The sequence below is a fragment of the Bacillus cereus group sp. BfR-BA-01441 genome (genome assembly GCF_022663075.1).
Classification (GTDB): Bacteria; Bacillota; Bacilli; order Bacillales; family Bacillaceae_G; genus Bacillus_A; species Bacillus_A cereus.
Genome location: NZ_JAKUEU010000062.1, coordinates 1 through 24,224, shown reverse-complemented (window position 1 = coordinate 24,224; position 24,224 = coordinate 1). Strand labels below are relative to the sequence as shown.

Here is a 24,224-nt window from a genome sequence, read left to right as displayed (position 1 = left end):
AGCATAAACATGACAATCGGTACATTACCTTTCGATCAAGAAACAATCCGTCAACGCGCAAGCGAAGTAAACGAAGCAGCTTGGTTGACTGAGTTCCGCTTACAAGCTCTTGCACAAGCAACTGAACTTCCAATGCCAACGCCTGATAAAACGAAAATTGACAAATGGGACTTTATCGGAAAAGGCGACGCTGCTAAGCAAGAGCCTGTAAGTTCTTTAACTGAACTTCCAGAAGCAGTGAAAAACTTAATCGATGAAAATAACAGCGTATTAGTACAACGCACTGGTACAACTGCGTTCGTTTCTTTAGCAGACGAAGCAAAAGAAAAAGGTGTTATTTTCACAGACATCGTAACAGCTGCAACTGAGCATGCTGAACTAGTACAAAAGTACTTAATGAAAGACGGCGTGAAAGTAGACGAGCATCGTCTAACTGCACTTCATGCTGCATTAATCAACGGCGGTGCATTCGTATATGTTCCGAAAAACGTTGTTCTTGAAACTCCACTTCAAGCTGTATTCTTAGTAGATGGCGAAGAAGCTAACGTATATAATCACGTACTATTCGTAGCTGATGCGAACAGTACTGCAACTTATGTAGAAAACTACGTTGCAAATGAAAATGCTAAAGGTATTGCAAATATCGTGGCAGAAGTAATCGTGGAACAAGGCGCACAAGTGAAATTCGGTGCGGTTGATCTATTAGCAAAAGACGTAACAACTTACGTTAACCGCCGCGGCGTTGTAGGACGCGACGGCCGTATTGATTGGGCTCTAGGCCTTATGAATGACGGAAACACAATTTCAGAGAACGTTACGAACTTAATGGGCGACGGTTCATATGCTGATACGAAAACAGTAACAATTGGCCGTGGTAACCAAACACAAAACTTTACAACTAAAGTTGTTCACTTCGGTAAACACTCTGAAGGTTGGATTTTAAAACACGGTGTACAAAAAGATAGTGCAACATCTATCTTTAACGGAATTGGTAAGATTGAACACGGTGCATCTAAATCAAATGCACAACAATCTTCTCGCGTTCTTATGTTAGATGAAAAAGCACGCGGTGATGCAAACCCAATTCTTTTAATCGACGAAGATGATGTAATGGCAGGTCACGCAGCTTCAGTAGGTCGCGTAGATCCAGTCCAACTATACTACTTGATGAGCCGTGGTATTCCAAAACGCGAAGCAGAACGTTTAGTCATCCATGGATTCTTAGCACCTGTAGTTAATGAGCTTCCAATTGAAGGAGTAAAGGCACAGCTTGTTGAGGTAATTGAAAGGAAAGTGCGCTAATGAATATTCATGAAATACGCAAACAGTTTCCAATTCTTGATCAAAAAGTGAACGGCAAACAACTTGTTTATTTCGATAGTGCAGCAACTTCTCAAAAACCAATTCAAGTCATTGAAACGTTAGAACGTTACTATAAAGAATATAATTCTAACGTGCATCGCGGTGTTCATACGCTCGGTACGAAAGCTACCGACGCGTATGAAGGTGCACGTGAGAAAGTTCGCAAGTTTATTAACGCGAAATCAATGGAAGAGATTATTTTCACACGCGGAACGACAACTGCATTAAATACAGTAGCAGCTAGCTATGGTCTTGAAAATGTAAAAGAGGGCGATGAAATCGTTATTTCTTACATGGAGCACCATAGTAATATCATTCCGTGGCAACAAGTTGCGAAGAAAACTGGTGCAACTTTAAAATATCTTCCGCTTCAACCAGACGGTACAATTTCTTTAGAAGATGTTCGTCAAACAGTTACACCGAATACAAAAATCGTTTCTATTATGCAAGTATCAAACGTACTTGGAACGATTAACCCTGTAAAAGAAATCGGAGCAATCGCACACGAAAATGGCGCAATTATGGTCGTTGATGGTGCACAAAGTACACCTCACATGAAAGTGGATGTACAAGATTTAAACTGTGATTTCTACGCATTATCTGCTCATAAGATGTGCGGACCTACAGGTATCGGCGTATTATATGGTAAAAAAGAATTGCTGAACAATATGGAGCCAATTGAATTTGGCGGTGAAATGATTGATTTCGTAGATTTACAAGAATCTACGTGGAAAGAGCTTCCGTGGAAGTTTGAAGCAGGTACACCGATTATCGGTAATGCAATCGGACTTGGTGCGGCAATTGATTTCCTAGAAGAAATCGGTCTTGATAATATTGAAAAGCATGAGCATGAATTAGCGCAATACGCTTTAGAAAGACTATCAGAAGTAGATGGCGTTACAATTTATGGTCCAAAGCATCGCGCTGGTCTTGTTACATTTAATATTGAAGACGTACATCCTCACGATGTAGCGACTGTATTAGATGTAGAAGGCATTGCAGTTCGCGCAGGACATCACTGTGCGCAACCACTTATGAAGTGGCTAAAAGCTTCTTCAACAGCACGTGCGAGCTTCTATTTATATAATACAAAAGAAGAAATTGATACATTTGTTGAATCGCTAATCAAGACAAAGGAGTATTTCACAAATGTCATTTAATAATTTAGATACGTTATATCGTCAAGTTATTATGGATCATTACAAAAATCCTCGTAACCATGGCGTGTTAGAAGATAGTGTTACCGTTAACTTGAACAATCCAACTTGCGGCGATCGTATTCAACTTACGATGAAAGTAGAAGAAGGTATTGTGCAAGAGGCGAAGTTTGAAGGTGAAGGATGTTCAATCTCAATGTCTTCAGCTTCAATGATGACACAAGCAGTAAAAGGTAAGAAAATTGAAGAAGCACTTCAGCTTTCGAAAATTTTCTCTGACATGATGCTAGGAAAAGAGTACGATGACAGCATCGATTTAGGAGATATTGAAGCATTACAAGGCGTATGCAAGTTCCCTGCACGTATTAAATGTGCAACATTAGCGTGGAAAGCGTTAGAAAAGGGCTTAAACGAAGATAAGTAATGTTAAAGGTTCCTAAAAACGAGGTTATCTAAGGAGGGACACACCAACATGGCGAAGCAACTGCCAGATATCGGCGATTATAAATATGGTTTCAAAGACAAAGACGTTTCGATTTTCCGTGCTGGACGCGGTTTAACAAAAGAGATCGTTGAAGAAATTTCACGTATGAAAGAAGAACCACAGTGGATGTTAGACTTCCGTTTAAAATCACTGGATAAGTTCTACGAAATGCCAATGCCACAATGGGGCGGCGACTTAAACGACTTAGATTTCGATGAAATTACGTACTACGTAAAACCATCTGAGAAATCTGAGAAGTCTTGGGATGAAGTACCTGATGAAATTAAAGCAACATTTGATAAATTAGGTATTCCAGAAGCTGAGCAAAAATATTTAGCTGGTGTATCTGCACAGTACGAATCTGAAGTTGTATACCACAACATGAAAGAAGACCTAGAAGCTCTAGGAATCGTCTTCAAAGATACAGATAGCGCATTAAAAGAGAACGAAGATATTTTCCGTGAGCATTTCGGAAAAGTAATTCCACCAACAGACAACAAATTCTCTGCATTAAACTCTGCAGTTTGGTCTGGTGGATCATTCATCTACGTTCCAAAAGGTGTTAAAGTTGATACACCACTTCAAGCGTATTTCCGTATTAACTCTGAAAATATGGGACAATTCGAGCGTACGCTTATCATCGTAGACGAAGGCGCACACGTACACTACGTAGAAGGTTGTACAGCACCTGTTTACACGACTAACTCACTTCACAGTGCGGTAGTAGAAATCATCATTAAGAAAGATGCATATTGCCGTTATACAACAATCCAAAACTGGGCGAACAACGTATACAACCTAGTTACAAAACGTGCGGTTTGTGAAGAAAACGCAACGATGGAATGGATTGACGGTAACATCGGATCTAAATTAACGATGAAATACCCAGCAGTTATCTTAAAAGGCGAAGGCGCTCGTGGTTTAACATTATCTATCGCGATTGCTGGTAAAGGCCAACACCAAGATGCTGGTGCGAAAATGATTCACTTAGCACCAAACACGTCTTCAACAATCGTTTCTAAATCGATTGCGAAGCATGGTGGTAAAGTAACTTACCGTGGTATCGTACACTTCGGACCAAAAGCGAAAAACTCTCGCTCTAACATCGAGTGTGACACGTTAATCATGGATAACCAATCTACATCTGATACAATTCCTTACAACGAAATCAAAAACGATTACGTTTCACTTGAGCACGAAGCGAAAGTATCGAAAGTATCAGAAGAACAATTATTCTACCTAATGAGCCGCGGTATTTCTGAGCAAGAAGCTACAGAAATGATCGTAATGGGCTTCATCGAGCCATTCACTCGCGAACTTCCAATGGAATACGCAGTTGAAATGAACCGCCTAATCAAGTTTGAGATGGAAGGTTCTATCGGTTAAATAGAAATGCGGAGCCGACTGTTCAGACCCGTTGGCTAAGGTTCTTAGACATGAGGGTCTAGGAGGCGAAGCTGGACATATTTAAAGTGGAAGCCACCGAACATTCTAGCCGCTGGAACTGGATAATATATGTATGAAGAAAGCGTCCTGCTGTGCAGGGCGCTTTCTTGTTTTGCGGATTTGTCTTGGCGTGGGAGAGGATACCCGGGTGGGTGTTCAGCTAAATATATCAACGATTTTTCAAATATATCGATCATAAACGGGAATATATCAACGATTATTTCAATATATCAACGTTTCGACAAGGAATATCGATCTGTCGACAAGATAAGACAAAAGAAAATCCTCACATACCCCAAATATTTTATAAGAACAGAGAACGACTAGGTTTAAGACAAAGATACTGACAAATCCACTTGAACAACCACCCACTGAATTCTCTATTAAACTTTTTGACAAATCCACCCCTCCCTCCACTATCTGGAATTATTTACTGCATTAGCAAAAGTTTCTCATATAAAAAGGACAATCTTTTGCTTTTTCTCACAATGCGAGTACAATGTAAAATAGCAAGAAAAGACGAAAAGTATTTACAGGATTATTGTGTGCGCATAGCGTAAATGGCAGTAAGGAACTGAGAGGAGGTTTTTTCTCTGAATACAAATAAAGAAACAATCATCCACCTTTATCATACAAACGATATACATAGTCATTTTGAAAATTGGCCGCAAATTTCTCGGTTTGTTCTAGGGGAGAAAAAGCGAAGACAGGAAGCGGGAGAGACTGTTTTGACGATTGATATCGGCGATCATGTGGATCGTTTTCATAGTATTTCGGAAGCGACAAATGGGCTTGGGAATACGAAGCTTTTAAATGAGGCGTTATATGATTATGTAACGATCGGAAATAATGAAGGCATTACGTTAGCGAAAGAGCATTTAAATCGGCTCTATGATGATGCTGGATTTGAAGTACTTGTCGCAAATTTATTTGAAAAAGAAGGTGTACGTCCATCATGGGCAAAGCCTTATAAATTACATACAACGACAGATGGGATTACGATTGCTTTTATCGGGTTAACTGTTGCGTATCCAGAGTTTTATCAAATGCTCGATTGGCATATTGAAGATCCGCTTATCCATTTAGAGTCTATTTTAGAAGAAGTGAGAGATGAGGCACATATTACAGTTGTCCTTTCTCACCTTGGAAAAAGTATGGATGAGTATATGGCAGAGCATTATGATATAGATGTTATTTTAGGGGCACATACGCATCATTTATTTGAGCGTGGTGTTCTAATGAATAATACTTTACTTTGTTGCTGTGAAAAGTGGGGACGTTACGTTGGGCACGTGCAGCTTACTGTGGATAAAGAGACGAAGAAGCTGTTGAAAAAGGACGGTAGAGCGATTAAGACGGAACGGTTAGGTGCTTATAGCGAGCCGTTATCCACAATTGAAATACTGCAGGAAGAAAGTAAGCATATAATGGCAGAGCCTGTCGTTCATTTAAAAGAGTCATTACAGGTTGATTGGTTTCATGAGACGCCGTTTTCTTATATGTTAGCAAGTGCGCTGAAAACATGGTGCGGTGCAGAAATTGGCATGGTGAATGCTGGTGTACTTCTTGAAGGGTTAGAAGAGGGTGTCGTAACGCGCGGAGATATTCACAGAATTTGTCCACATCCAATTAATCCGTGTGCTTTGAAAGTTCCAGGAAAGATATTAAGAGAAGTTATTTTGAAAGCACGTAAGCCGAATATGGAGAATCTTGAGGTGAAAGGATTCGGATTTCGTGGGAAAGTGATGGGGAAAATGATTTACGCGGGTGTAGAAGTAATTCCAGATACGATTCCTGGGAATAAAATTTTACTCGAAGATGTATTAATTAACGGGGAATCGCTGGAATTAGATCGTATATATACAGTAGGAACAATTGATATGTTTACATTTGGCTACTTATACCCAGAGCTATCCACACTTTCTGACAAACAATATTATATGCCAGAACTACTTAGAGATGTGTTAACAGATATGTTAATAACTTATACTTCTTCTGTTAAACTATAGGCTAGTTAACTTGTAACACTCATTTTTCTCTTGTCATACAGATAAGAAAGAGAGGAGTGTGAACTATGGTTAATGTGGAGCCAATTATAATTGATAATTATACGTTTATTGCGGTTAGCGTGAAACTTCCAAAGACAAATTTGCTAGCTGTAATGAGCGATAAAGGATATATTATGTGTGGTGCATTAGATGTAGGTCTTTTAAATGAGAAATTAGGTGATCGAGGAATTATTGCTGGCCGTGCGGTTGGTGTAAGAACGATTGAACAACTTCTTGAAGCGCCGCTAGAATCGGTAACGACTGGAGCTGAAGCATTAGGCATTCCAGCAGGAACGATTGGAAAAGAAGCATTATTAAAAATGAGATAAGCATATATCGTCCCTCCTTCTTGCATAGAAATGATATAAGAAGGAGGTTTTTTTATGAGTATATTTCGCTCGAAAAACGCGCGGTTTCGAAGGGGACCTATTGCCTTTCGGTATATACTGCTTATGTCGTTTATTCTTTTTATTATATTACTTACGCAAGGGTTGTGGATTGTGAATAATAATATTCAGCCGACCTTAATTAAATATGGGGAAGTAGAGACGCATAAAATGGCGACGGCAATTATGACGAAGGCAGTAAAGGATCGAATTAATGAAGGATTCGATGTAGATTCATTAATGAAAGTACAGAATGATAAAAACGGAAAAGTATCTACAATTAATTTAAATACAAAGCAAGTAAATGAAATCGTAACGTCAACGACCACGTACATAGAAAAATATTTGCAGCAAGTAGAACAAGGGAAGTTGAAGGAGCTAGGTATTTCTGAAAAAAACGGGGCGACTATGGCAGTTCCTTTTGGGCGTGTAACTGATAATGCGCTTCTTGGTAATATAGGACCAGATATTCCGATTCATTTCACGCCAATTGGGCATGTGAATACAGATATTAAACAAAAAATTGAGCCGCATGGGATTAATACTACAGCGATTCAAATTGTTATGGAAATGGAAGTAACATTGCAAGTAATTATTCCATTTCATACGAAAGAGATAACGGTGAAACAAAATGTTCCGATTGCGACGCGTATCGTTCAAGGGGAAGTGCCTACGTATTATGGAAGTGGAAGTGTTGCTGTACCTGATAAAAAGAAAACAGATAGTTAGTTGTAAATAAAGTGAAACCCGGATCAGCCAGGTTTTTAATGGATAAAAAATAACCGTAGCAATGCAGCTACGGTTATCGTTTTGTATTTGCTCGTTCTTTGCGTTCCCAAAGGCTTAAATGCATGTATGGATCGAAGGCCCATTCTGTATAGCCATTGTCTTTATATATGCCAAAATGTAAGTGGGGCGGAAATTTTCCGGCTGTACCAGGAGGTCCATAACCAGTGCTACCAACAAATCCGATTACTTTCCCTGGCTCAACAATTTGTCCAAGCTGTATTTCTTTTGAGAACCCGCCTAAATGAGCGTAATAATGGTAATTGTTATGAAGGTCGCGAATACCAATGCGCCATCCACCAAGGCGGTTCCAACCTTTCGTTTCAATAATGCCATAGCAAGTCGATCTTACTGGCACGCCATATCCGGCGAAAATATCTGTTCCTTCATGAATCCTTCTGCCGCCAAAACTTCTTCCAGCGCCGAAAGTACTACGGTAGCTATGGTCACTACGGATCGGAAGAGGAAAAGCATTTCCCTCTAAATTAATACGGCCATAATGTTTATAAATTTGGGCATATTCGCTAATTAAATCAACTGTTTTTGCACGTCTATAATATTCCCAGAGCATAATTTTAATACGGTCTTCTGACGTTCCTTGTTTCCTTAAAATAGTCGCTGCGGTATGCAGAAGATCACGGTCGCTATTTGCATTTGCAAATCCATCTTTGTCACCATCTAAACCTATTCCGCCAAATAGAGAAATTGTATGGGGGAGAGTATCGTTACTATTAATAGGTCCAGCCCATATTTCTGGTTTAAAATAAAGGGAAATGATGGCATCTGGTTTTTTCGGAATATCTTTTCTTACGCTCCGTATATTTCTTTCATATTGATCCATTGCAGCTAAGTAATACCATGGAATGCCTGAAGACTGCTCGGTTTCTTTATATAGTGCCATGCGCTTTTCGTATATGCTTTGCTGATTATCTTCACCGTAAGCGATGTTTTGGTGGAGAAGAAAACAAATAGAAAGCAAAAGAGAAATTTTTCGAAGCATGAAATAGACTCCTTTCACAACATCACTCTTTTTAGTGTGGGATATACGGAGTATTTCATTATAGGGAACGATTGGAAAAAATCTTAGAATCTTCATTTGAGCAAATCGCTTTCATACGTTAGAATAGATATGTTACATTGAAAGAAGCGAACACGGTAAACTATTTCATATTGTGCGGAGTTGATAACCATGACAAAACAAACAGAATATAAGCGCAAGCCCGAATGGTTGAAAATTAAGTTAAACACGAATGAAAACTATACAGGCTTAAAGAAAATGATGCGTTCTAAGAATCTTCATACCGTTTGTGAAGAGGCAAAATGTCCGAATATTCATGAATGCTGGGCTGTAAGAAAAACAGCAACATTTATGATTTTAGGTGCGGTTTGTACACGTGCTTGTCGTTTTTGTGCGGTTAAAACAGGCTTACCAACTGAGCTTGATTTACAAGAACCAGAACGCGTAGCAGATTCAGTAGTACAAATGGGCTTAAAGCACGTTGTTATAACAGCGGTTGCACGTGATGATTTAAAGGACGGGGGAGCAGCTGTTTTTGCTGAAACAGTACGCGCAGTACGTCGTAAAAACCCATTCACGTCTATCGAAGTATTACCATCTGATATGGGTGGAGTAGAAGAAAACTTAAAAATGTTAATGGATGCAAAACCAGATATTTTAAACCATAACATTGAAACAGTACGTCGATTATCTGACCGAGTTCGCGCTAGAGCAAAATATGAACGTTCATTAGAGTTTTTACGTCGAGCGAAAGAAATGCAGCCTGATATTCCAACTAAATCGAGCATTATGGTGGGCTTAGGTGAAACGAGAGAAGATTTAATTGAAGCAATGGATGACTTACGTGCAAACAATGTGGATATTTTAACTCTTGGGCAATACCTACAACCATCTAAGAAGCATTTACCAGTTCTTAAATATTACCCACCAGCAGAATTTGCAGAGCTTAAAGAAATTGCACTTAGCAAAGGATTTAGCCACTGTGAAGCTGGCCCACTTGTGCGTTCTTCTTACCATGCGGACGAGCAAGTACGTTCTGCAAAAGAAAAAACAGCAGAAGCTAAATAATGAAAAAAAGAGAGCTAATGATTAGCTCTCTTTTTGTTTGTACTCTAAAACGGTATTTGGACATGTTAATAAAATCTTTTTTAATTCTTCTGTGGATAATTCAATTGTAAATTCAGGAACACCAGGTGTAATTAAAATTTTATCGTACGTATAAATAGCGTTATCCACAATAATTGTTACATCGTGTGAATATCCGAAAGGAGCCACACATCCCGGCGTACAACCAGTTTTGTCTCGCAGTTCATCAGGAGAACAGAGAGATAAGCGTTCTCCTGATAGTTCTTTCATCTCTCCCCGGTTGAGCCTTGTGCCCTCTAACGTAAAAAATACGTAATAATCTCCAGACTTTGATTTTAAAAATAAGCTTTTACTTGGAGTGCCTTGTAAGCCAAGTCTCTCGCGTACGATCCGATCGGTCTCATAATCGAGTACTGGTTCGTGTTCGAATTTTTCATAAGAAACATTTGTTTTATGTAGTAAAGCAAGTACGTCTTCGTACATATGAAATGATACCCCTTTCTATTGTTAGAACAGTCTCTTCTCGTGGCGTCAACTGAATGTTTTGGAAAGGGATATTACTTGGACGATGCTTCCCATAAGAGTTTTATGATACATTGTTCGTCGATTGTAATTTCGTAAATATCAGGATTCGTTAGAGTTCTCCATTCATTAAAGCCAATCGTATGATCAAAATGCTTTAAAATGAGCGTAAGTAAATTGCCATGTGTAACAAGTAGTGTTGTCGTATGGTTTAATTGTAAAACGTCTTGAATAAGCGATAGGGCCCGGTCTGTTGCTTGTTTTGTTGACTCTCCGCCTGAAAAGGCAATATCTATATTTGTAAAAGTAGATTCTAGTTTTTGCATCCAATCATCCATTGGAATGTTGCTCAATATGCGTTCAGTTAATCGTTCATCTTCTTGGATAGATAAGTTAGCTTGGAGCGCATAGGGCCGAATGGAATCGATAGCTCGGACAAATGGGCTTGAAATAATATGATCGATTTGTAGATGATTTTCTAAGAGGAATGTAGCAAGGGTGTTTGCTTGGTCTTTTCCATCGGTCGTTAATTCATCATCACGTTTTTGCCCAATTGCTGAACAATGTCGTATTACAATAATTTTCTTCATAATTCATCCCCATCTTTCAAGTTGACGCTATATACTTCGACAAATGTAGAAATAATTCCTTTTTATTGGAAACAGCATATTGATTTAAATATGTGGAAAAGTAATGTGGATAATGAACATTTGAGGTGCAATCATGAATAAAATGATATGTATTGTATTTAGTCTTTGTTTTTTTATACACTTGTCCACAACTTATGCAGAGTCGAATCAAAAACTAAATTATCCAAGCAATCGAAATAAGTCATTTGTGAGTGAGGATGTTTTTTATAAACAGTTAGATAAGAAAATCTATAAAGAATACAATAATGCAGCATATAGTGTTCGGAAAAAAATCTTATTTAAAGAAGTGCCTGATGAAGAATTTTCTTTCCTACAAAAAACAGCTGTCGGTTGTCGAGGTAGAGTGGTACTTCAAGATTTTTTTGTTCATTCTGATCGCCAAGTATACTTTTTCGCTTCTTTTATTCAAAATGAAGTAGGAGAGTTTCATAAATATATCGTTATAGATGCAGAAACAAAGAGGAAGCTGCAAGAGGGCAAAAGTTATCATCCATATAAAAAATAAACCACCAATTTTGGTGGTTTATTTTTTACTCCGGTACACTCATTAATTTCTCTTTCATTTTGCGAATAAGAACGACAGCGCCAATTGTACACAGAAGTGTAATTCCTTCGGCAACGAAGATGTTGATTGTTTTTGTTTGGTAAAGTGCCGCGAAAAAGTCTACAAATGCGTGGAATAGTATAGCGTATACTAGGAAGATATATTTCTTCTGTTTGACTGCGTATAAAACAAGCATTGTAAAGGCGATTTGAAGCACGAGTGCCATAATTCTTTCTAAGCTACCAAGGAAGTATAAGTAGGCAGGTTGCTGAATTAACATGTCCTGTAAAATGCTAAGCTCGGGTTTTTGTTCAATCAGTCGAGCGAAGCTACCATCGTTAATAGAATTAGCAAAGATTAATGCTTGTAATGCAGAAAAACCGCCAATTAAAATAGATTCAATTCCGCCGTGACCAATTCCATAAGCGAAGCCATCTTTATATTCTAGATATTTTTTTAGTAAGAAGAAGAAGGCAACGAAGCGTCCTAATTCTTCAAAAATACCAGCAGTCAATCCGCCATAAATTGCGAAGACAAACGGATTTTCTAAAAATGGAGCGATTGTTGGATTACCGCGCATAAATAGGTGGAATGGTGTTTCAAGAATTTGGGTGAATCCGATAAAGATAAGAACACCAACGCCGACCACTTTCCAATTCATATTATATTTTTTACGGAAATAAACGAGTACGATAATTGGGACCAGAATCGAGACAATGAGTTGAAAAATGATGCTGGCAATTACAGTATTTGAAACCATACTTTCACCGCTTTCTAATATATGTACATATCTATTATGCATGAAATAGGGGAGAGATGAAACTTTTAGAAAGAAAATGAATTTACTTATTGACTCTAACGTTGCGTCATACTTTATCGTATGTACTAAGGGGGAGATACAAATGACAATGAGAGTAAAAGAAGTAGCTGATTTAGTTGGAATTAGTGTGCGCACACTGCATCATTACGATGAAATTGGGTTGTTAACCCCAGACGAGACGACAGAGTCTGGATATCGTCTGTATTCCAATGAAAATTTAGAGACATTGCAGCAAATTTTGTTTTTTAAAGAGCTTGGCTTCCCTTTGAAGAAAATTAAAGAGATTATCATGAGTCCATCATTTGATCGCGAAGAGGCACTACAGCTTCATAAGAAGATGCTTCTTGAAAAGCGTGCCAGATTAGATAAGGTGATTGCGACGATTGATAAAACAATTCAGCATACAAAAGGAGAGATTGAAATGACGAATAAAGAGAAATTTGAAGGCTTCGATTTCAGCCATAACCCATATGAAGAAGAAGCACGTGAAAAATGGGGAGACGCAGCTGTAGATAAAGCGAACGAATATGCAAAAGGTATGTCAAAAGAGAACCAAGAGGAGTTTAATGCTATTTATAGAAATTTAGCAACGCTTAGACACGATGCACCAGATTCTAAAGAGGCGCAGGCAGCTATTAAAGTATGGTACGATTACTTGCAAAACTTCGGTGAATATTCGTTAGATGCTTTTAAAGGACTCGGTCAAATGTACGTCGCTGATGAGCGCTTTACGAAAAATATCGATAAGTTTGGTGAGGGATTAGCGCAGTTTATGTGTGATGCGATGGAGGTTTATGCGGATCGTAATAAAAAATAAAAAGTAAAACAGGTGGAGATTTTCTCCACCTGTTTTACTTTTTAATCATATCATTCAAAGTCTGATCTCCCGTATTGTTCAAATGAGGATTTTTACTCATTTCTCGTTTTAACATATCGAGGCTTTGTGTATATTCTGTATCGTTTAATGCGCCAGATTGAAGCCCTTGAATTTGAGAAATCAACTTTTGGTCTGTTGATACATATGCTTTATAATAGCGAGGAACGATGGACAAAGCAGCTCTATATACTTGATCCGCTACGAGTTTTGGATCCGTTGTGTTTGCACGGTATACAACGAACACTTCATCATCAGTAACGAGTGTAGCAGCGTTTGTAACGTCAGGAAGTTTGACTGTCATGCTTGTAATCATTTCAGCGACCTTCTCGCGATTAATGGCCCCTACTTGTTTGTTAGATACTTCATGCTTTTGTTTAGAAGAATAACCGACTCTTGTGAGTCTTGTATTTGTATTTTCCGTATGATACATGTCGTTTTTATTGGAAACAAGAACACGGCTTCCTTCTTCACGTTCCATTTCAGCTTTGTTCGCTGATTGGCAGCCTGCAAATAAGGAAAGAGTGAGAAGGGAAAGTAAAATTTGTTTTTTCACGATGTATCACCTCCTTCTCCATAGCATGTACTAATTTGCAATTTTTTGTATTTGAAATTGTTGGTTGTTATGCTTTGTGATACGATAAAAAGAAGAATGCTTAGAGAGGAAGTTAATGATGGAGCAAAAGCAAGAGATTCATGCTACGGTGAGCATTAATAATGTTCAGTACGAAGTAATTAAAAACTTTCGTGACGGTTTTAGTGAAGAAGCATTTAAAGAGCGCTATGCAGAAATTTTAAATAAATATGATTACATCGTTGGGGACTGGGGATATGAGCAACTTAGATTGCGCGGATTCTTTGATGATAGTAACCAACGTGCGACATATGATACGAAAATTAGTACGTTAACGGAGTATTTATACGAGTACTGTAACTTCGGTTGCGCACATTTTGTATTACGAAAAGTGAAGAAATAAAAAAATCCTCTTACAATTGTAAGAGGATTTTTTGCATATTTTTGCTTACAAACAAATCGAGATATGATCGCCTTCAGAAAGTATTGTATTTGGCTTCATTTGTTGTCCGTTTAATTGAATATCCCCATTTTTAATTTTATCCACAATGCGTGTACGGCTCCAGTCGGAAATATATGTGGATAAGGCTTTATCGATGCGGTGGGAACCGAAAACAATATCTAATACGATCGTGATTTCGGTTATGCCGCTTTCTTGATGTTGCGTAATGGAAATGGTAGTAGTTGTTTCTGGCTGATCCTGCTGCGTCATATCGACTGTTTCAACGTGATCAGTAAATGCTTTATAAATACGAAGTTTTTGATTCCACGTATGGTCTTTCGGACATTTATAAATGGCAAAGCGGTATATGTTTTTTCCGTTGGCGTTATGCCTACGAATATTTGTGTCGGTAAATAGGGTAGTACGTCTGCAATTTTTACAATATTTTTCGATTGTGTTTTGCTCGTTTTCATATAAACTCCAAGAAAGTTGTACTTTCTGCATTTTCCTTCACCTCTTATAGTAGTGGTAAAGGAACGTAATACAGCTATTTGGATGTCTTGTAGTATGAAGGCATGAGAAAAAGACAAGAATAAAAGGAGGTCCCCAAAGAGGAACCTCCGTAAACATCATACTACAGATGCAATACGCTCCTTTGTAATGGGAATGGGCAGACTACTCCCTTGAAAAAGCACGGTGCTTTTTTGAGAGTAATGCTATCCAATTGCTGGTCCATTACAAAGTAGTTGTTGGCATACGTAGATAACGTCCTTTCTATCCAAATAGATTTATTCTTAATTATAACACAAAAGATTGAAAATTCTAAATACTAATGATGAAAAAACACCAGCTAAAATAGCTGGTGCATACGATAAATTATATAAGTTCAAATAAAAATGAGCGTAGTTCTTCTGCAATTTCTTCAGTCATAGAAAATGCATGCTCTAAGTAGCCTGGTTCGTTTAAATCGTCAGCACCGATGATTGCAAATTTATTGCGTTGCATATCAAGGACAATTGTTTTACCGTAATGACGATCGGAGTATAATAGCGCTAAATCGTGACGCTCATTTTCTCCCATAAAGCTAACGAAACGAGTTTTTGTAGCGACAGTATCGTCGTACAGAAAGAAACGTTCTTCCATACACATGGCTCCTTTATTAAATATCTAAGTTTAAGTGTGGTTTATGATCTAAATGGTGATGCGTTTTAATGAATCGTACTGTTCTTGTTTTGTAACGCATTACGATAGAGTATGTTTCAGCTAAATCTCCGCCAAGGAATTTAACACCGTCTAATAACTCACCAGCAGATACACCAGTTGCTGAGAAGATTGCATCATCCCCAGATACTAAGTCATCTAACATAAGAAGTTGACGAGGATCTTCTAATCCCATTTCACGACAACGAGCTTCTTCTTCTTCGTTCATTGGAACTAAGCGAGCTTGCATTTCACCTTCAAGGCACTTTAATGCTGCTGCAGAAATAACACCTTCTGGAGCTCCGCCAATACCTACGAATAAGTCGATACCCGTTCCAGGTAGTGCTGTTGCGATTGACGCACCAACATCACCGTCACCAAATAATTTTACGCGTGCACCTTTTGCACGAACACGGTCAATAATATCTTGATGACGTTCACGTTCTTGAACGATAACTGTTAGATCGCGAATCTTTTTATTGTTAGCTTCTGCTACAATTTCAATTGTTTTTTCAATTGGATCATCTAAGCTAATTTTACCAGCTGCTTTTGGACCAACCGCGATTTTTTCCATGTACATATCAGGAGCATGAAGAAGGTTCCCTTTGTCTGCGATTGCAATAACTGCCATTGCATTTGCAAGACCTTTTGCAACGATGTTTGTACCTTCTAATGGATCAACGGCGATGTCTACTTCTGGACCGTTACCTGTTCCTAGTTCTTCACCAATATACAACATCGGTGCTTCATCAAGTTCTCCTTCACCAATTACAACTGTACCTGCCATGTTTACTGAATCGAACATATCACGCATTGCTGTAGTTGCTGCATCATCTGCTTCATTTTTCTTTCCGCGGCCCATCCACTGTGCGGATGCTAAGGCAGCTGCTTCTGTTACACGGACAATTTCTAGTGCGAGTTCACGTTCCAAGATTCCATTCCTCCAATTTCAAAAATCATACAAATATAACTATAACAAATAACGGAGAAAAGGTGAATTCGAAAAATTGTCGATTTTTTCAGAAGAAAGCGTTACAATTAAAATGTAAATGCTTTAATTTCCAGGTAGGTGACATTCATGTATTTTGTAGACAGAAAGAAAATAGAACAAATGCTAGTATGTTTAGAACGAGCAACAAGTACATTTCAAGAGAAAAAGATATATGAAACCGAGTTTGAATTTTACGCATTAGAGCGCATAGCCCATCTTATTATTGATTGTGTATTAGATGTAGGAAATGCGATGATTGATGGATTTATTATGCGCGATCCAGGAAGCTATGAAGATATTATTGATATTTTAATGGACGAGCGAGTGATAAGTGAAGAAGATGGACAAGGGATGAAAGAAATTATCCTTCTTCGAAAAATGCTTACGCAAGATTATATTCAAATGAATCATGATGAATTATATAAGACGATTCAAAAACATATTGCAGTGGTAGAAAGGTACCCAGCAAATATTCGCAGTTATTTAGAAAAGGAATTAGGACCTGTATCTGCATTTGTACCAGAATAATTATGCTTATAAGATCCCCAGAGAATGCCTTTTGGGGATCTTATATTGTATGTGAGAAAGAAAAGGGAGAAGGGTGAAGTATGGGGGAAGCACGTACTACGAAAGACGAGATTGTACAATTGTTGAAAGTAAAGGGAGAGCACACGGTAGCGGAACTAGCTGACGTTTTAGAGATTACAGAAATGGCGATTCGAAGACATTTAAGTAATCTTGAGAAAGACGGACTCATTTATTCTAAGATGGTAAGGCAACATGTCGGAAGACCAACTTATTTGTATGGATTAAGCGAAAAGGGAGAAGATACATTCCCGAAAGAGTATAAGCAATTTGCGATTGATATGCTAGAAGATTTAGCTCGAATGGGCGATGAAAAAATACTTCGTTACGTTTTAAAAGAGAGAACGAAGCGAATGGAAGAACAGTTACAAAAGAGAGTGAGTAATCAAAAGAATTTAGCATATAAAGTGCAAGAGATAGCAGCTATGCAAGAGAAAAATGGTTATATGGTTCAAATAAAGAGAGATGGAGAGAAATCTTTCGTAATTGAAAAACAAAACTGTCCGTTAAAGGAAATTGCCGAGAGATTCCCGCAAGTGTGTGAAGATGAAAAAGAAATGTATAAGCGTCTATTTACGAACGCAGAAGTGAAAACGCTAGCAAATATGTGCGAGGGCGATTGTAGTTGTTCTTACCAAATAAAAGAGAAAAAATGAACGTTATGGGGCGCTTTAAGGTAAAGCGTTTTTTTCTTTTGGAAAAGCGGGTAATATAAGAGTGGTATGATAAGGTGAGAACGTTAGCATAGAAGGAGAGACATAATCGATGTATAAAGGTTACTTAATTGACTTAGACGGTACGATGTATCGCGGAGAAGAACAAATTGAAGAAGCAAGCGACTTCGTAAAAGCATTAGGAGAGCGCGGCATTCCATATTTATTCGTTACGAATAACTCAACTCGCAAACCGGAACAGGTAGCAGAAAAGCTTGTTCGTTTCGATATTCCAGCGAAAGCAGAGCAAGTATTCACAACGAGTATGGCGACTGCGAACTTCATTTATGAACGTAAACAAGACGCAACTGTATATATGATTGGTGAAGAAGGCTTACACGATGCACTTGTGGAAAAAGGATTTGAACTTGTGGATGAAAATCCTGATTTCGTTGTTGTGGGTTTAGATCGTGACATCACATATGAAAAATTAGCAAAAGCGTGTCTTGCTGTGCGTAATGGCGCGACGTTTATTTCTACAAATGGGGATATTGCCATCCCAACTGAGCGAGGATTATTACCAGGTAATGGTTCATTAACATCAGTTGTAGCAGTATCAACAGGTGTGGATCCAATCTTTATCGGAAAACCAGAATCAATCATTATGGAACAAGCTTTGAAAGTGCTTGGCATAGAAAAGAATGAAGCATTAATGGTTGGGGATAACTACGATACAGACATTTTAGCAGGAATAAATGCTGGTATGCATACGCTTCTTGTCCACACTGGAGTCACAACTGTGGAGAAGTTAACAGAATACGAAGTACAACCGACGCAAGTTGTGCATAACTTGACGGAGTGGATTGAGAAGATGTAATGAAGAAAGCTGTTCCAAACTTTGGAACAGCTTTTTTTCTGATATTTGTTGGCAGCCCGATTGGTGTGGGCTAACATTCAGTTGTGACTAGTGTTGATTTTTATCGGTAAGTCGATATATTTGAAAAATCGCCGATATAATTTTGTTAGAATGCACGATTCACAACGTCTTTCACTTCTTCAAGATATTGCTTACGCACACTGTCATCCACAGAAGGAACACTTGTATAGAATGTATGCTCAATTGTTTCAATGCCTGTAAATTCAAAAATACCAACATCCGCTGTTTTCTTCATTGCATCAAACATGCCACCTGCTGTGTATGCTTCTTTCGTATTTCCCATTGTAGATAATAACAATCCTTTTTTACCGCTTAATAACTTTTCAATACCGTTTTCACCGTAAGCATAAGCGAATCCGTGGCTAAATACACGGTCAACGTATCCTTTTAAAATAGCAGGAAGTCCCGCCCACCACACTGGATAAATGAATGTAATGCTATCAGCCCAAGAGATATGCTCTTGTTCTTCTTTAATATCTTCTGGTGTATTTCCTTGAGAAAATGAGATGAAATCGGAAGCGCCTAATACTGGATTAAAGTTTAATTCGTATAGATCGCGAACGCGTACTTCGTGACCTTTTCCTTCTAATTCACTTTTTACCGTTTCTAAAATCGCATGGTTGAAGCTTTCTGTATTCGGGTGTGCATAAACGATTACATGTTTCATTTTTCTTCCTCCTATTTGTGGATATGTGAATAGCTTTTATGTATTCGTGTAACTATTATGGTTACTTTTTTTGCGAGAGTCAATTTTTCTGACATGAGAAATATTAGTATGTGACAAAAAAATACAAAATAGTAGGAAATTTGTATTTTGAATAGAATATATAGATTGATAAATAGAGAGAGAAGGGGATATAGGGATGAATATTATTGAAATTGAAAGGTTAGAAAAATCGTTTGATATTGGGGATAGTAAAGTGAAAATACTAAAAGGTATTAATATTCAAATTCAAAAAGGAGATTTCGTTTGTATTATGGGGGCAAGTGGATCGGGTAAAACGACCTTACTTCAGTTGTTAGGTGGATTAGATATTCCATCGATAGGTAGTATTCGAGTTGACGGTACAGAGATTTCAACATTAAAAGAAAAAGAGCTCGCTTTATTTAGAAGGCATAAAATCGGTTTTATTTTTCAGCAGTTTAATTTGATTCCGGTGTTTAGTGCGGAGGAGAATGTAGGATTACCTTTATTGTTAGATAATGTCTCGCAAAAGAAGGCAACCGTGACAGCGACTCGTTTATTAGAGCTTGTTGGGTTAAAAGGAAAAGAAAAACATTTACCAGCACAGTTATCAGGCGGGCAACAGCAAAGGGTTGCGATAGCAAGAGCTTTTGCAAATGAACCGGCAATTATATTAGCGGATGAGCCAACAGGGGCATTAGATTCGGAAAATAGCAAAAACATAATTGCGGTACTTCGCAATGCGTGTGATGAGTTAGGGCAAACAGCTGTTATTGTAACGCACGACCCGTTCGTAGCGGCTCATGCGGATAAAGTTGTTTTCTTATTAGATGGTGAAGTGATTCATGAACATGCTGAAAGTAAAGGGTGGAAGTTTCGAAATATCCCACAACAAGTTACTCACATTCAAGAGATTATGAATCGCCACTTTAAAGTAGGGGGTAAAGGTGATGCGATGGGTAATTAAGTATGCAGTAAAATCGATGAAACAAAATTGGCTGCGAAATATGTTGATTGCTCTCGGTGCAGCTTTAGGTGTTATGTTAGCGACGATGTTATTGCTAGGAAATCAATCAGTAGAGAAGAGTGTGAAGGAACAAGTAGTAAGCCGATATGGAGATTATAATTTACAATTTGGCTATATAAAAAACGATATGTATTTAAATAATGAAAGTTTAAAGGGAATAGATGGCTTAGAAAATGCTGAGAAAATATCAAAAGCACTTATACCATATCCTTTTCCGCATTATAAAGAGTTATCGGGAAAGCCATCTTATTGGGGTGTTGAGCAAGATTCTCCAGAAATGCATTCTTATAAAATAGTAGAAGGGCGATATCCGAAAAAAGGTGCTGAAGTAGCGCTGACAAAAGGGTATACAGAACGTGAAAATATACGATTGGGAGATACGATTAAACTGCCATTCCCACAACATGGAGAAAAGACTGTGAAAGTCGTCGGCATTTTAAATCCGCCGTTAATGGCGGCAATGGGGCATGGGGCTTATTTTCCAATCCAGTGGCTTCAAAAAGAATTAAATCTACCAAATCAGTTTAATCTCGTTCAAGTGAAAACAGCCGATGTAAATGTGAAAAGGGCGATTGCTCTTGATGTAAATAAGAAGATAGAAAATATAAAGGTGGATCAACGTACTTATGTCGATAAGGCATTTGAACGACTAAATGTAATGAAGCCTTTAATTTTTAGTTTAGGTGGTATTGCCTTATTTGTAGTAGCCCTTTTAATAATGGGAAGTTTCTTCTTATCTGTCAGAAGTCGATTTAAGCAATGGGCATTATTACGTGCACTCGGTAGTAACCCAAATCAAATTATAGTAGTCGTTTTATTAGAGGCTTTATGCATCGGAGCGATCGGATCGTTAGCAGGGGTTATTCTTGGGGCAGGTACGCAAACAATTGCAGCATCATTCATTAACAAATGGGTGAATATTGAGGGGGCAGGGGAAGCATCATTCTCGATTTTAAGTGAGATTTTACTCATTACTTTTTTACTAGGGATTGTTATGTCTATCATAGGGGCTATTATACCAGCTTTCATGGTTAGAAAGATTCCACCAGTTCAAGCACTCCGCCCAGGTCTTCCTAGTAATGAGAAGAAAGAAAAAAGATGGAGTGCTTTTAGCCTTAGCATTTTAATTATTGGTACTGTTATTGGGCTAGCAGGTAGCGTATTAGAGGAGTATATCGGTTTTAATCCAAGTGCGATAGGAGCGCTTTTATTCGCGGTCGGTTTGTTATTTGCGATCCCGTTATTTATTTGCGTGATAGCACCAGTGATTGCAAAACCGATTCAAATGATATTACGAATTGAAACGACGATTAGTAGCCGGAATGTCATTCGTTATCGAAATAAGGCAGCTGTGTCGGTTGCTATACTAGCATTTGGTTTTATGTTAGCACTTGTTGGAACGATGTATGTAAACTCTATGTATGAAGGTATGAAAAAAGGATTACAAAAACATTTACCAGCGGACTTAGTAGTAAGAATTCCAGTAGAGTCGCAAGGAATAGGAACATTACCGTTTAGTTGGATGGAGAAGGTTAAAAAAATTGATGGTGTAGAGACGAGTGTTGGGAATGCTACTGACTTTACAGCAAAGCTTGTGAATTATGACTTTAAAAAAGCGAATCAAGAATGGTATGAATTTATGAAAAAAAACAATTTGAACTCTGATTCAATGGAAGTTGTAGGTAATGATATTGTAGCGTATCAGAAAGTAACAAAGGCGAAAGTGATTGCAGGACAAACTTTAAATAAGCCATTAGAAGATGGTGAGGGAGTCATTACGAAGGAAGTGGCTAAAAATTTAGGGCTTCAGTTGCAAGATACGTTTGAAGTACAAGGAAAGGGAAAAGAAAAACAAACGATTAAAGTCGTTTCAATTATTGAGCAAGGATTAAGGTTAAGAGGGTTAGATGTTTTTGTAAATGAACAATGGGCTCGCGATAAGTTTCACGTACAAGGATATGAAGCGATTCAAATTATGACAAATTCTAATCAGTCATTTGAAGCAATTAAGAAGCAAGTAAAAGAAATTACAAAGAATAAAGAGAATATAGAAGTTATAAACAGTTATGATTTATTGAAAGAACAAGAGCAGTTATTATCGCAAATGATGATGTTAATTAGCTTGTTAGTTGTAATTGTTTTCATTATTTCTGGTATAGGATTAATGAATGCGATAGTAGCAAGTTTACATGAAAGACGTGCTGAAATTAGTATGATTCGTGCGGTAGGAGCTATCCCAAAGCAAATGAGAAGGATCGTTTTATTAGAGGGAACTTTACTTGGAGCGATAGCTGGTTGCATTGGCATTTTTGGTGGGATTTTGTTTAGTTATATAGTGTTATCAAGCTTAGAGTTAACGGTTATTATTATTCCGTATAATCAAGTGGTCATACTGGCTTTAGCTAGCGTGATGCTTGGAGCGGGGGCAGCATTGATTGCGTCATTACAATTAAGAAAGTTCAAATTAAGTGATACTTTAAAAGAGTTATCAGCATAAAAGACTGTTACACACCGCTCATACAAAGTACAAAGAAAACAAATAAAATGATAACAATACCAATGCCAAAGTTAAATACGAGAGTACTATCCATATATGTAGCCTCCTTGTTTGAAAGTAAAAAGCACTCTAGTTAAGAGTGCTTTTTTATTTTGAATCTACTTTATAACTTTTAGAAAGTGATTCATGCGTGTCATGATTTACATTATTTTATGTATTTATACTTTGAAATGAGTAAGTCCTTGTTGGATATAGAAAAAAAGACACTCGTTGGAGTGTCTTTTAAGATGACAAAATGTGCCAATTGCTTGAGGTTGATAAGACGCTAATTTCCGTTTTAACGCCTTTTCTCTAATCAAGAAGTGTAGCAACAGCGATTCAAATAAATTGTACCATCTGTTTAACCGCGGTGCGTATGCAATTGTGCATATGATGATCATGAGGTAGGTAATGAACTGTGAATAATTTGAAGTGATTTATTTACGATTTCTTCTGCGGCATATATGCCGATTGCGTCTGTTTTTAAAATATGGGGTTGTAAGTTATCATGCATTGCCCCTAACTCACCGTGAAGTGGTGCGAAGGCATGGTTCGCCTTTTCAAGCATGCATAAATCAAGTAAAGAATCCCCAGCTGTAATAATCGTATCTATTTGCAAAATTTCTTTTATATATTGCACGGCGTCCCATTTATTAATTGGTTTTGGTACAAAGTATAGCTTTCTACCTTGAAGTGAATGATTCCAGCCTTGTTTGTCTAACCAGGAAGTGAAGGATGATAATTCATCATAAGGAATGTTCTCCCGTTTAATAATGCAATAATGGAATAGATCATCAGCTGTTTTTTGCGATATAACCCAATCCTTATGAGCTATTTGTCCAAATTCCTTTAGTATGTCGTTTCTCTCTATACATTCAACCGATAGTCTTTCTTTTACTTTCCTGTTCCAAGTACCATCTTGTTTCCCGTTATGAAGGATATTGCCGCCGTTACTTGTAATGGCGTATTCGGGAATGATTTCGTTTTGGAATAAAGCAATACGCTGAAACTGCTTAATAGTTCTTGTTGTAACTGGGATGAAATGTGAGTGCAGTTGTAATTTTTTTAGTAGTAAAATGGTTTTATGTGATATGAAAGAAATTTCTTTCCCATCTATAGTTTCAATGAGTTGAATTGATTCATCTTCTATAGGGGCACGAAACGATTTCCGGGAATAAATAAGCGTCTGATCAAGATCACTGGCGAAAATCATCTTGTTTCCTTCCTAAGAGGCTTAATGAGCCCGCAACATGAATAAGCCATATTCTCATAGATTTCAATTGGGGCATTCTTTTCTTTAGCGAGAAGTAAAATATGCTTTAAATCGGGATTGTTTTGCTTACGTATTAAAATTTTCCACGGTATTCTCCGGAGTAATACACGAGTTGTTTCACCGACTCCTGGTTTAATT

27 protein-coding genes are annotated in these 24,224 nt (G+C 37.8%); 16 read left to right on the top strand and 11 right to left on the bottom strand.

All coding sequences use genetic code 11. The features are described 5' to 3' along the window. Positions 1-9 precede the first annotated feature (9 nt). The 7 genes from sufD to yunB all read left to right on the top strand — a co-directional run bounded on the left by sufD (position 10) and on the right by yunB (position 7,612). Positions 10-1,302 (top strand): Fe-S cluster assembly protein SufD, encoded by a 1,293-nt coding sequence (sufD, locus tag MR107_RS21655; protein ID WP_000152167.1) that lies wholly within the window; start codon positions 10-12, stop codon positions 1,300-1,302. Then, positions 1,302-2,522, top strand: coding sequence for a cysteine desulfurase SufS (sufS, locus tag MR107_RS21650; protein ID WP_001020767.1), 1,221 nt, complete (start codon positions 1,302-1,304; stop codon positions 2,520-2,522). The genes sufD and sufS overlap by 1 nt, the downstream gene beginning before the upstream one ends. Then, the gene (gene sufU, locus MR107_RS21645) at positions 2,512-2,943 is read left to right on the top strand and encodes a Fe-S cluster assembly sulfur transfer protein SufU (protein WP_000009523.1); all 432 of its coding nucleotides are present in this window, start codon (positions 2,512-2,514) and stop codon (positions 2,941-2,943) included. The genes sufS and sufU overlap by 11 nt, the downstream gene beginning before the upstream one ends. Positions 2,944-2,991: 48 nt before the next feature. After that, entirely contained in the window at positions 2,992-4,389 is a 1,398-nt protein-coding gene (sufB, locus tag MR107_RS21640) for a Fe-S cluster assembly protein SufB (protein ID WP_001118827.1), read from the top strand. A 653-nt stretch (positions 4,390-5,042) separates the two neighbouring features. Next, positions 5,043-6,458: a bifunctional metallophosphatase/5'-nucleotidase gene (locus MR107_RS21635; RefSeq protein ID WP_217485693.1), complete on the top strand. Its 1,416-nt coding sequence runs from the start codon at positions 5,043-5,045 to the stop codon at positions 6,456-6,458. Between the two features lie 65 nt (positions 6,459-6,523). Beyond that, the gene (locus tag MR107_RS21630; protein ID WP_000248466.1) at positions 6,524-6,826 is read left to right on the top strand and encodes a YunC family protein; all 303 of its coding nucleotides are present in this window, start codon (positions 6,524-6,526) and stop codon (positions 6,824-6,826) included. A gap of 54 nt (positions 6,827-6,880) precedes the next feature. Continuing rightward, positions 6,881-7,612 (top strand): sporulation protein YunB, encoded by a 732-nt coding sequence (yunB, locus tag MR107_RS21625; RefSeq protein ID WP_226368804.1) that lies wholly within the window; start codon positions 6,881-6,883, stop codon positions 7,610-7,612. A 73-nt stretch (positions 7,613-7,685) separates the two neighbouring features. Here the strand turns inward: yunB and MR107_RS21620 are convergent, their stop codons facing one another. Beyond that, positions 7,686-8,669: a M23 family metallopeptidase gene (locus MR107_RS21620; RefSeq protein WP_000944663.1), complete on the bottom strand. Its 984-nt coding sequence runs from the start codon at positions 8,667-8,669 to the stop codon at positions 7,686-7,688. Between the two features lie 189 nt (positions 8,670-8,858). On the opposite strand from MR107_RS21620, the gene lipA reads away from it, so the two are divergent. Continuing rightward, positions 8,859-9,755 (top strand): lipoyl synthase, encoded by an 897-nt coding sequence (gene lipA, locus MR107_RS21615; RefSeq protein ID WP_000166372.1) that lies wholly within the window; start codon positions 8,859-8,861, stop codon positions 9,753-9,755. A gap of 21 nt (positions 9,756-9,776) precedes the next feature. Here the strand turns inward: lipA and MR107_RS21610 are convergent, their stop codons facing one another. Next, the gene (locus MR107_RS21610) at positions 9,777-10,256 is read right to left on the bottom strand and encodes a YbaK/EbsC family protein (protein WP_000272746.1); all 480 of its coding nucleotides are present in this window, start codon (positions 10,254-10,256) and stop codon (positions 9,777-9,779) included. A gap of 74 nt (positions 10,257-10,330) precedes the next feature. Beyond that, positions 10,331-10,885 (bottom strand): histidine phosphatase family protein, encoded by a 555-nt coding sequence (locus MR107_RS21605; RefSeq protein WP_226368803.1) that lies wholly within the window; start codon positions 10,883-10,885, stop codon positions 10,331-10,333. A 133-nt stretch (positions 10,886-11,018) separates the two neighbouring features. On the opposite strand from MR107_RS21605, the gene MR107_RS21600 reads away from it, so the two are divergent. Beyond that, positions 11,019-11,450 carry a hypothetical protein gene (locus MR107_RS21600; RefSeq protein WP_242292688.1) on the top strand — a complete coding sequence of 144 codons (432 nt, stop codon included), beginning with the start codon at positions 11,019-11,021 and terminating at the stop codon, positions 11,448-11,450. A 25-nt stretch (positions 11,451-11,475) separates the two neighbouring features. Here MR107_RS21600 and MR107_RS21595 read toward each other — a convergent pair whose 3' ends face one another. Then, positions 11,476-12,291 (bottom strand): YhfC family intramembrane metalloprotease, encoded by an 816-nt coding sequence (locus tag MR107_RS21595; protein WP_002204855.1) that lies wholly within the window; start codon positions 12,289-12,291, stop codon positions 11,476-11,478. Positions 12,292-12,391: 100 nt separating this feature from the next. On the opposite strand from MR107_RS21595, the gene MR107_RS21590 reads away from it, so the two are divergent. Further along, the gene (locus MR107_RS21590; RefSeq protein WP_000178775.1) at positions 12,392-13,126 is read left to right on the top strand and encodes a MerR family transcriptional regulator; all 735 of its coding nucleotides are present in this window, start codon (positions 12,392-12,394) and stop codon (positions 13,124-13,126) included. A 34-nt stretch (positions 13,127-13,160) separates the two neighbouring features. Here the strand turns inward: MR107_RS21590 and MR107_RS21585 are convergent, their stop codons facing one another. Then, a complete protein-coding gene (locus tag MR107_RS21585) occupies positions 13,161-13,739 on the bottom strand; it encodes a YhcN/YlaJ family sporulation lipoprotein (protein WP_000744132.1) in 579 nt (192 codons plus the stop codon). Positions 13,740-13,857: 118 nt separating this feature from the next. Here MR107_RS21585 and MR107_RS21580 point away from each other — a divergent pair, with 118 nt between their 5' ends. Beyond that, on the top strand, positions 13,858-14,160 hold the full coding sequence (locus tag MR107_RS21580) for a YutD family protein (protein WP_000435943.1): 303 nt from the start codon (positions 13,858-13,860) through the stop codon (positions 14,158-14,160). A 45-nt stretch (positions 14,161-14,205) separates the two neighbouring features. On the opposite strand, the gene MR107_RS21575 is transcribed toward MR107_RS21580, so the two are convergent. From MR107_RS21575 to glpX, 3 genes are all read right to left on the bottom strand, one after another. Then, positions 14,206-14,703 carry a hypothetical protein gene (locus tag MR107_RS21575; protein ID WP_001174567.1) on the bottom strand — a complete coding sequence of 166 codons (498 nt, stop codon included), beginning with the start codon at positions 14,701-14,703 and terminating at the stop codon, positions 14,206-14,208. 372 nt (positions 14,704-15,075) lie between these two features. Further along, complete coding sequence (locus tag MR107_RS21570; RefSeq protein WP_000392606.1) at positions 15,076-15,342, bottom strand: DUF3055 domain-containing protein; 267 nt, start codon at positions 15,340-15,342, stop codon at positions 15,076-15,078. Positions 15,343-15,358: 16 nt separating this feature from the next. Further along, positions 15,359-16,330: a class II fructose-bisphosphatase gene (gene glpX, locus MR107_RS21565; protein ID WP_000439090.1), complete on the bottom strand. Its 972-nt coding sequence runs from the start codon at positions 16,328-16,330 to the stop codon at positions 15,359-15,361. 147 nt (positions 16,331-16,477) lie between these two features. On the opposite strand from glpX, the gene MR107_RS21560 reads away from it, so the two are divergent. The 3 genes from MR107_RS21560 (at position 16,478) to MR107_RS21550 (ending at position 18,505) form a co-directional block, all read left to right on the top strand. Beyond that, the gene (locus MR107_RS21560) at positions 16,478-16,918 is read left to right on the top strand and encodes a DUF86 domain-containing protein (protein WP_025686790.1); all 441 of its coding nucleotides are present in this window, start codon (positions 16,478-16,480) and stop codon (positions 16,916-16,918) included. A gap of 80 nt (positions 16,919-16,998) precedes the next feature. Then, the gene (locus tag MR107_RS21555) at positions 16,999-17,631 is read left to right on the top strand and encodes a helix-turn-helix transcriptional regulator (protein ID WP_000503345.1); all 633 of its coding nucleotides are present in this window, start codon (positions 16,999-17,001) and stop codon (positions 17,629-17,631) included. Between the two features lie 109 nt (positions 17,632-17,740). Then, on the top strand, positions 17,741-18,505 hold the full coding sequence (locus MR107_RS21550) for a TIGR01457 family HAD-type hydrolase (protein ID WP_000276467.1): 765 nt from the start codon (positions 17,741-17,743) through the stop codon (positions 18,503-18,505). A 145-nt stretch (positions 18,506-18,650) separates the two neighbouring features. Here MR107_RS21550 and MR107_RS21545 read toward each other — a convergent pair whose 3' ends face one another. Further along, entirely contained in the window at positions 18,651-19,232 is a 582-nt protein-coding gene (locus tag MR107_RS21545) for an NAD(P)H-dependent oxidoreductase (RefSeq protein WP_000683439.1), read from the bottom strand. Positions 19,233-19,428: 196 nt separating this feature from the next. Between MR107_RS21545 and MR107_RS21540 the strand changes: the two genes are divergently transcribed. Next, a complete protein-coding gene (locus MR107_RS21540; RefSeq protein WP_242292687.1) occupies positions 19,429-20,217 on the top strand; it encodes an ABC transporter ATP-binding protein in 789 nt (262 codons plus the stop codon). Continuing rightward, positions 20,201-22,774: an FtsX-like permease family protein gene (locus tag MR107_RS21535; RefSeq protein WP_134266036.1), complete on the top strand. Its 2,574-nt coding sequence runs from the start codon at positions 20,201-20,203 to the stop codon at positions 22,772-22,774. The genes MR107_RS21540 and MR107_RS21535 overlap by 17 nt, the downstream gene beginning before the upstream one ends. A gap of 436 nt (positions 22,775-23,210) precedes the next feature. Here MR107_RS21535 and MR107_RS21530 read toward each other — a convergent pair whose 3' ends face one another. Together MR107_RS21530 and MR107_RS21525 are read right to left on the bottom strand one after the other, a co-directional pair. Further along, positions 23,211-24,026 (bottom strand): HAD family hydrolase, encoded by an 816-nt coding sequence (locus tag MR107_RS21530; RefSeq protein ID WP_000575372.1) that lies wholly within the window; start codon positions 24,024-24,026, stop codon positions 23,211-23,213. Next, a partial coding sequence (locus MR107_RS21525; protein ID WP_305037295.1) for an RNA-binding protein occupies positions 24,023-24,224 on the bottom strand: 202 nt, incomplete at its 5' end. The genes MR107_RS21530 and MR107_RS21525, both read right to left, overlap by 4 nt.

Coding starts and splice junctions, on each gene's coding strand:
- lipA (WP_000166372.1), top strand. CDS start 8,859: ATGACAAAACAAACAGAATATAAGCGCAAGCCCGAATGGTTGAAAATT.
- MR107_RS21555 (WP_000503345.1), top strand. CDS start 16,999: ATGGGGGAAGCACGTACTACGAAAGACGAGATTGTACAATTGTTGAAA.
- sufU (WP_000009523.1), top strand. CDS start 2,512: ATGTCATTTAATAATTTAGATACGTTATATCGTCAAGTTATTATGGAT.
- MR107_RS21595 (WP_002204855.1), bottom strand. CDS start 12,291: ATGCATAATAGATATGTACATATATTAGAAAGCGGTGAAAGTATGGTT.
- sufD (WP_000152167.1), top strand. CDS start 10: ATGACAATCGGTACATTACCTTTCGATCAAGAAACAATCCGTCAACGC.
- MR107_RS21535 (WP_134266036.1), top strand. CDS start 20,201: ATGCGATGGGTAATTAAGTATGCAGTAAAATCGATGAAACAAAATTGG.
- MR107_RS21630 (WP_000248466.1), top strand. CDS start 6,524: ATGGTTAATGTGGAGCCAATTATAATTGATAATTATACGTTTATTGCG.
- MR107_RS21530 (WP_000575372.1), bottom strand. CDS start 24,026: ATGATTTTCGCCAGTGATCTTGATCAGACGCTTATTTATTCCCGGAAA.
- MR107_RS21600 (WP_242292688.1), top strand. CDS start 11,019: ATGAATAAAATGATATGTATTGTATTTAGTCTTTGTTTTTTTATACAC.
- yunB (WP_226368804.1), top strand. CDS start 6,881: ATGAGTATATTTCGCTCGAAAAACGCGCGGTTTCGAAGGGGACCTATT.
- MR107_RS21545 (WP_000683439.1), bottom strand. CDS start 19,232: ATGAAACATGTAATCGTTTATGCACACCCGAATACAGAAAGCTTCAAC.
- MR107_RS21540 (WP_242292687.1), top strand. CDS start 19,429: ATGAATATTATTGAAATTGAAAGGTTAGAAAAATCGTTTGATATTGGG.
- MR107_RS21605 (WP_226368803.1), bottom strand. CDS start 10,885: ATGAAGAAAATTATTGTAATACGACATTGTTCAGCAATTGGGCAAAAA.
- MR107_RS21590 (WP_000178775.1), top strand. CDS start 12,392: ATGACAATGAGAGTAAAAGAAGTAGCTGATTTAGTTGGAATTAGTGTG.
- MR107_RS21610 (WP_000272746.1), bottom strand. CDS start 10,256: ATGTACGAAGACGTACTTGCTTTACTACATAAAACAAATGTTTCTTAT.
- MR107_RS21550 (WP_000276467.1), top strand. CDS start 17,741: ATGTATAAAGGTTACTTAATTGACTTAGACGGTACGATGTATCGCGGA.
- MR107_RS21570 (WP_000392606.1), bottom strand. CDS start 15,342: ATGGAAGAACGTTTCTTTCTGTACGACGATACTGTCGCTACAAAAACT.
- MR107_RS21575 (WP_001174567.1), bottom strand. CDS start 14,703: ATGCAGAAAGTACAACTTTCTTGGAGTTTATATGAAAACGAGCAAAAC.
- MR107_RS21620 (WP_000944663.1), bottom strand. CDS start 8,669: ATGCTTCGAAAAATTTCTCTTTTGCTTTCTATTTGTTTTCTTCTCCAC.
- MR107_RS21560 (WP_025686790.1), top strand. CDS start 16,478: ATGTATTTTGTAGACAGAAAGAAAATAGAACAAATGCTAGTATGTTTA.
- MR107_RS21580 (WP_000435943.1), top strand. CDS start 13,858: ATGGAGCAAAAGCAAGAGATTCATGCTACGGTGAGCATTAATAATGTT.
- sufB (WP_001118827.1), top strand. CDS start 2,992: ATGGCGAAGCAACTGCCAGATATCGGCGATTATAAATATGGTTTCAAA.
- sufS (WP_001020767.1), top strand. CDS start 1,302: ATGAATATTCATGAAATACGCAAACAGTTTCCAATTCTTGATCAAAAA.